Origin of the sequence: Campylobacter sp. JH32, from assembly GCF_017846535.1 — a bacterium.
In the GTDB taxonomy this organism is placed as follows: Bacteria; Campylobacterota; Campylobacteria; order Campylobacterales; family Campylobacteraceae; genus Campylobacter_D; species Campylobacter_D coli.
Genome location: NZ_JAEQBS010000012.1, coordinates 39,642 through 45,967, shown reverse-complemented (window position 1 = coordinate 45,967; position 6,326 = coordinate 39,642). Strand labels below are relative to the sequence as shown.

Annotated in this window: 6 protein-coding genes and 1 pseudogene; 5 read left to right on the top strand and 2 right to left on the bottom strand. The window is 32.4% G+C overall.

The window, feature by feature from the left end:
• Positions 1-124, top strand: a pseudogene (locus tag KAR67_RS08710) (methyl-accepting chemotaxis protein); the annotation flags it as partial.
• A gap of 157 nt (positions 125-281) precedes the next feature.
• Here KAR67_RS08710 and fliI read toward each other — a convergent pair.
• Both fliI and folE read right to left on the bottom strand, forming a co-directional pair.
• On the bottom strand, positions 282-1,667 hold the full coding sequence (gene fliI, locus KAR67_RS08705; RefSeq protein ID WP_002778528.1) for a flagellar protein export ATPase FliI: 1,386 nt from the start codon (positions 1,665-1,667) through the stop codon (positions 282-284).
• A complete protein-coding gene (gene folE, locus KAR67_RS08700) occupies positions 1,667-2,239 on the bottom strand; it encodes a GTP cyclohydrolase I FolE (protein ID WP_002778530.1) in 573 nt (190 codons plus the stop codon). Before folE ends, fliI begins: the two co-directional genes overlap by 1 nt.
• Before the next feature lie 120 nt (positions 2,240-2,359).
• Here folE and tig point away from each other — a divergent pair, with 120 nt between their 5' ends.
• From tig to KAR67_RS08680, 4 genes are read left to right on the top strand one after another with little or no spacing between them, the layout of a single operon-like run.
• Positions 2,360-3,685: a trigger factor gene (gene tig, locus KAR67_RS08695; protein ID WP_002785451.1), complete on the top strand. Its 1,326-nt coding sequence runs from the start codon at positions 2,360-2,362 to the stop codon at positions 3,683-3,685.
• On the top strand, positions 3,685-4,269 hold the full coding sequence (gene clpP, locus KAR67_RS08690) for an ATP-dependent Clp endopeptidase proteolytic subunit ClpP (RefSeq protein WP_002783575.1): 585 nt from the start codon (positions 3,685-3,687) through the stop codon (positions 4,267-4,269). The genes tig and clpP overlap by 1 nt, the downstream gene beginning before the upstream one ends.
• Before the next feature lie 27 nt (positions 4,270-4,296).
• Complete coding sequence (def, locus tag KAR67_RS08685) at positions 4,297-4,824, top strand: peptide deformylase (protein WP_002778535.1); 528 nt, start codon at positions 4,297-4,299, stop codon at positions 4,822-4,824.
• The gene (locus KAR67_RS08680; protein ID WP_139847364.1) at positions 4,821-6,326 is read left to right on the top strand and encodes a YifB family Mg chelatase-like AAA ATPase; all 1,506 of its coding nucleotides are present in this window, start codon (positions 4,821-4,823) and stop codon (positions 6,324-6,326) included. The genes def and KAR67_RS08680 overlap by 4 nt, the downstream gene beginning before the upstream one ends.

The window sequence follows — 6,326 nt, the reverse complement described above, 5'->3', positions numbered from 1 at the left end:
AGCTCAAATTGATCAAACCACTAAGGATAATGTAGAGATTGCTAATGAGTCTGCTATTATTTCTAGTACAGTAAGTGATATAGCTAATAATATACTTGAGGATGTTAGAAAGAAAAGGTTTTGATTAAACTAATATGAAATATTGATTTTACATATTAGTTTATATGTTGGCTAATATATATAATTTAGATTGATATGCAAGTATCAATCTAAAGATTTTGATTTGTTGATGAAATTTACATTTCTATATTTATTGAAATTATTTTTAATACAAAAAAAGATTATTTAAGATTAGGATTAGGTAGTGTTGCGTTAGAACTTCCCATATTGATATTTTGCTGCACTGCACTAGGGGCAACATTAGCATCAATTTGACTTAAAAGTCTTATAGTTTCTTCAAATTCAAAGCTTTCTTCGGGATTTTGTCCTAAAAATTTTTGCATAAATTCCTTTTTAGCTATAGCTTCATCAAGCTCCTTATCACTACCCTTTTGATAAGCACCGATACGAAGTAATACTTCATTTTCTTTCAAAAGCGAATTTAAGCGTTTAAATTTTCTAGCCCAAAGTTTGTGTTCAGGACTTATGATATCGCCCATTACCCTTGAGGCTGAATTTTGTATATTAATAGGAGGATAAATTCCAAAATCCGTAAGCTCACGACTTAAAACAATATGCCCATCTAAGATAGAACGACTTTGATCGGCGATAGGATCACTCATATCATCTCCATCAACCAAAACAGTAAAAAACGCCGTTATGGTTCCTTTACCTTCTTCTTTTCCCGTTCTTTCCATGAGCTGAGGCAAAAGACTTAAAACACTTGGAGGATAGCCTTTTGTAGTAGGAGGTTCGCCAAGGGCAAGTCCTATCTCTCTTTGTGCCATGGCAAACCGCGTTACGCTATCCATGATAAAAAGTACATCTTTGCCTTGTTCTTTAAAATATTCGGCCACGCTCATAGCGCAAAATGCTCCATATTTTCGCATTAAAGCACTATCATCACTTGTTGCAACGATAATTACCGTATCATCAAGCTTTCCACCTAAATTTTTTTGTATAAATTCAGGAATTTCGCGCCCTCTTTCGCCTATAAGTGCGACTACTTTGATAGGAGCTTTTGAATTTTTAACTATCATACCCATAAGAGTAGATTTTCCTACGCCACTTCCTGCAAAAATGCCTAATTTTTGCCCCACGCCACAAGTTAAAAGCGCGTCTATGGTTTTAACTCCCACAGGAAAAACCTCTTCTATAAGTCCTCTTTTCATCGCATCAATAGGTGCACGCATGATAGGCATATATTTAGTCGCCTCTATAGCACCCTTGCCATCTTTAGGGCGCATAAAAGGATCCACCACTCTTCCTAAAAGCTCATCACTAACGCCTATTTGCATTCCTGCATCACTTATAAAAGCGCGGTCGCCTATTTTAAAACCTTCTATGAAAGAAAAAGGACTTAGATAGCTAAATTGCTCTTTAATTTCAACAACCATAGCTAAGGTGTTTAAATTTTCATTTTCATTTGAAACAAGTTTAATGATGTCACCCACACCCGTTTTAAGTCCTCGAATTTCTATACTTGTAGCAGAAATTTTAGTGATCTCTCCAAAAACAGCACTTAAATTTTCTTTGCCAAGCTTAGAACGAAGTTTTTCTAAATTCATTAAAAACGAACTTGCTTAGGAGAATTAATGAGTGAAAAAAATTCTTCGCGTGTTTTTTCATTTTTTAAAAAAAGTCCACGAAGAGCCGAAGTGGTAGTAGTAGAATTTGCTTTTTGTACCCCACGCATTTCTACACACATATGTCTTGCTTCTATAACCACACCAACACCTTTTGCACCAACATTTTCCATCAAAGCTTCAGCAATTTGTTCGGTAAGTTGTTCTTGAATTTGAAGTCTTCTCGCATATACTTCTACAAGACGTGGAATTTTGCTAAGCCCAACCACTTTTTGGTCAGGGATATAAGCCACATGCACGCGGCCAAAAAAAGGTAAAAGATGGTGCTCGCAAAGACTGTAAAATTCTATATCACGCACTAGAACCATTTCGTTATTTGAGCTTTCAAATAAAGCATTATTTAGTATTTCCTTGACATTTTTTTTATATCCACTTGTTAAAAACTCATAAGCTTTAAAAACACGATTAGGCGTCTTTACGAGTCCTTCTCTAGTTGGATTTTCCCCCATAATTTCAAGCATAGTTTTTACGCAATTTTCAAATTTTTCTTGCAAATTATTCTCCGTATTTTTTTCTTGGCTCATTTTAACATAAAATGCTTTAAAATTTTATGCAACTAATAAGGAAAAATTTGCTATGATTAAAGCAAATTTTATTTTATAAGGAAAAATGTTATGGAAGTAAAAGCAAAGCAATTAGACTCTGTTAATGCGACTGCTAGTGTAAAAATTCCTTCAGGGATGATTAAAAGCGAAGTAGAAAATTTAGCTAAAAAAGCTTCTAAAAATGTAAAAATGGACGGCTTTAGACCAGGAAAAGTTCCTGTTGCTGCTGTACTTAAAAGATATCAAAAAGAATTGACTCAAGATGCGGAACAAAATCTTTTTAAATCTGCTGTTGATAGCGCTTTAAAAGAATTAAAAAAAGAAGCAAAAGAACTTGTAGGTGAGCCATATTTTGAAAAATTTGATCGTAAAGATGGAGAAATTGTTGCTGAATTAGCTCTTTCTTTTAAGCCTGAATTTAAACTCGATGGCTATGAAAAATTGATTCCTGAGTATCAAACTCCAAAAGTAACTAAAAAAGAAATCGATGAGAAAAAAGAAGAATTATTAAAACGCTTTGCTACTCCTGAAGCTATTAAAACCAAAAGAGCTTTAAAAGAAGGTGATTTTGCAAAATTTGATTTTGAGGGTTTTGTAGATGGGAAAGCTTTTGATGGAGGTAAAGCTGAAAATTATGTTTTAGAAATAGGTTCTAAACAATTCATACCAGGTTTTGAAGAAGGTATGGTAGGAATGAAAAGCGGAGAAGAAAAAGATGTAAAAGTAACTTTTCCTAAAGAATACGGCGCAGCACATTTAGCAGGAAAAGATGCGGTATTTAAAGTAAAATTGCACGAAATTCAAGAATTAAAATTGCCTGAGCTCGATGAAGGAATGTTAAAAAATCTTTTACAAAATGAAGAAAAACCAACAGTTGAACTTTTGGATGAAAAACTTAAAGAGCAAATCAAAAACGAAAAACTTTTCAAGCTTGTAAATGATGAGCTAAAAGCTAAATTTGCTGATGCTTTGATTGAAAAATATAATTTTGATTTACCTAAAGGCATAGTAGAACAAGAAACTGATATGCAGATGCGTGCGGCTTTTAATACTTTTAGCGAAAAAGAAATTGAAGAACTTAAAGCAAGTAAAGAAAAATATCAAGAAAAACGCGATTCTTTCAAAGAAGAAGCGCAAAAAAGCGTAAAACTTACTTTTATCATTGATGAGCTTGCAAAACTTCGTAAGATTGAAGTAAATGATCAAGAATTGATTCAAGCGATTTATTTTGAAGCTTATCGTTATGGAATGAATCCAAAAGAACATTTAGAAAATTATAAAAAACAAGGGGCTTTACCTGCAGTAAAAATGGCTTTGATCGAAGAAAAACTTTTCAGCGATATTTTTATGCCAAAAACCGATAAAGCAAGTAAAAAAGAGAAAGAAGATAAATAATGTACATACCTTATGTAATCGAAAAAACAAGCCGCGGTGAAAGAAGTTATGATATTTATTCGCGTCTTTTAAAAGATAGAATTATTATGCTAAGTGGCGAAATTCATGATGAACTTGCCGCTTCTATCGTAGCACAGCTTCTTTTTTTAGAAGCTGAAGATCCACAAAAAGATATATATCTTTATATCAATTCTCCAGGTGGTGTGATCACAAGCGGTTTTAGTATCTATGATACTATGAATTATATCAAGCCTGATGTTTGTACGATTTGCATAGGTCAAGCTGCATCTATGGGTGCATTTTTATTGAGTTGTGGAACAGAAGGCAAGCGTTTTGCTTTGCCTAATTCACGCATCATGATACATCAGCCTTTAGGTGGTGCAAGAGGACAAGCTACGGATATAGAAATTCAAGCCAAAGAAATTTTAAGATTAAAAGCTATACTTAATGATATCTTGGCAAAAAATACTAAGCAAAAAGTCGCTAAAATAGTAAAAGACACAGAAAGAGATTTTTTCATGTCAGCACAAGAAGCTAAAGAGTATGGTTTGATCGATAAGGTTTTAGAAAAAAGTTTTAAATGAGTAAAATCATTTAAATAAAGGTTGTTTATGGTTAGAAAAATTATCACTTATCCTAATTCTAGACTTTTTTTAAATTCTGAACCTGTAAAGCAATTTGATCAAGAACTTCATACCCTGCTTGATGATATGTATGATACTATGATTGCTAGTCAAGGAGTGGGTTTGGCTGCTATACAAGTAGATATCCCACTTCGTGCATTGATCGTAAATATTTTAGATGAAAATGAAGAGCAGAAAAAAGAAGACTTACTAGAAATTATAAATCCGCAAATCATTCCTTTAGGTGAAGAAAAAATCACCTGCACTGAGGGTTGTTTAAGCGTGCCTGACTTCTTTGAAGAAGTGGAGCGTTATAATCATATCTTGCTTAAATATCAAGATCGCTTTGGAAATTTTAAAGAATTAGAAGCTCAAGGATTTTTAGCTGTGGCCATCCAGCATGAAAATGATCATCTTAATGGTCATTTATTTATAGAAAAGATTTCTTTTTTAAAAAGACAAAAATTTGATAAAGAATTTAAAAAGAAACTTAAAAATCAAAAAAAATCTAAATGAAAAAATTAAAATGTGTAAGCTTTGATGAGAATTTAGATATCATCGATGTAGAGTCTACATTTACAAGAGGCTTACCTAATTTAAGCATAGTCGGACTTGCAAATATTGCAATTAAAGAAAGTATCGAGCGTATCAAAGCCACACTTTTAACTTGCAATTTTTCATTTCCTGCTAAAAAAATCACCATCAATCTTAGCCCTTCAGGAATTCCAAAAAAAGGTTCTCATTTTGATTTAGTTATCGCTACGCTTATATTGTTGCAAAATGAAGACTTTGATGATTTTTTTGTGGTAGGCGAGCTTGGTCTTGATGGAAGTATCAAAAGCACCAATGAGCTTTTTTCTTTACTTTTATTTTTATCCACAAAGGTAAAAAGTGCAAAAGTTGTAGTCCCAAAAAATATAGCTCTAAAAGCTTCTATGATACCCAATCTAGAAATTTATGGACTTGAGCATTTAAATGAAGTGATTGAATTTTTTAAAGAAAAAAACTATGAGAAATTCAAATTCACCCAAAGCCATCCTTTATTTGCAAATCCTTTGATTATAGAAAATGAAATTTTTATTAAAAATCATCATTTTGAACTTGATTTTAAAGATATCAAAGGACAAGAAAAAGCTAAAAGAGCTTGTTTGATAGCAGCACTAGGTATGCACAATATACTTTTTGAAGGAAGTCCAGGAAGTGGCAAAAGTATGTGTGCAAAACGCCTTGTTGAAATCATGCCTCCACAAAGTTTAAATGAGGTTTTAATGCAAAATGCTTATATGTCTTTAAATTCTAAAAATTGCGAATTTACGCAAAAAAGAGCCTTAAGACACCCTCATCATACCTCTACAAGAGCTAGTATTTTTGGTGGTGGAGCAAAAAATGCGAAGATAGGTGAAATCGCTCTAGCTAATGGTGGAGTTTTATTTTTTGATGAATTTCCTCATTTTAACAAACAGATTATCGAAAGTCTAAGAGAACCTCTAGAAGATCATAAAATTCATATTTCAAGAGTCAATTCAAAAACCACTTATGAAACCAAATTCAGTTTTGTTGCCGCTCAAAATCCTTGTCCTTGTGGAAATTTATTTTCTAAAAATCTGTCTTGCGTTTGTAGTGAAAATGAGATTAAAAGGTATAAAAATCACATTTCAGCCCCTATTATGGATAGAATTGATCTTTATGTAGCTATGGATGAGATCAGCAAAGATGATAAGTCAAGTATAAATTCAAAAGAAATGAGTGAAAGAATTTTAAAGGCTTTTATCTTTGGCAAAAAACGCGGCCAAAAAGAATTTAATGGCAAATTAAACGATACAGAATTGCAAAAATTTTGTATTTTAGAAAAAGATGCCAAGGATACTTTGGATTTAGCCATTTCGCGTTATAATCTTTCACAAAGAGCTTTAAATAAAATTTTAAAAGTTTCAAGATCTATTGCAGATTTTGAAGAAAAAGAACTTCTTAGTAAAAATCATATTTTAGAAGCTTTGAGTTTTAGGATGAGGAGTTAA

Excerpts from the sequence above, each read along its gene's own strand:
- fliI (WP_002778528.1), bottom strand. The coding sequence starts at position 1,667 with ATGAATTTAGAAAAACTTCGTTCTAAGCTTGGCAAAGAAAATTTAAGT.
- tig (WP_002785451.1), top strand. The coding sequence starts at position 2,360 with ATGGAAGTAAAAGCAAAGCAATTAGACTCTGTTAATGCGACTGCTAGT.
- clpP (WP_002783575.1), top strand. The coding sequence starts at position 3,685 with ATGTACATACCTTATGTAATCGAAAAAACAAGCCGCGGTGAAAGAAGT.
- def (WP_002778535.1), top strand. The coding sequence starts at position 4,297 with ATGGTTAGAAAAATTATCACTTATCCTAATTCTAGACTTTTTTTAAAT.
- KAR67_RS08680 (WP_139847364.1), top strand. The coding sequence starts at position 4,821 with ATGAAAAAATTAAAATGTGTAAGCTTTGATGAGAATTTAGATATCATC.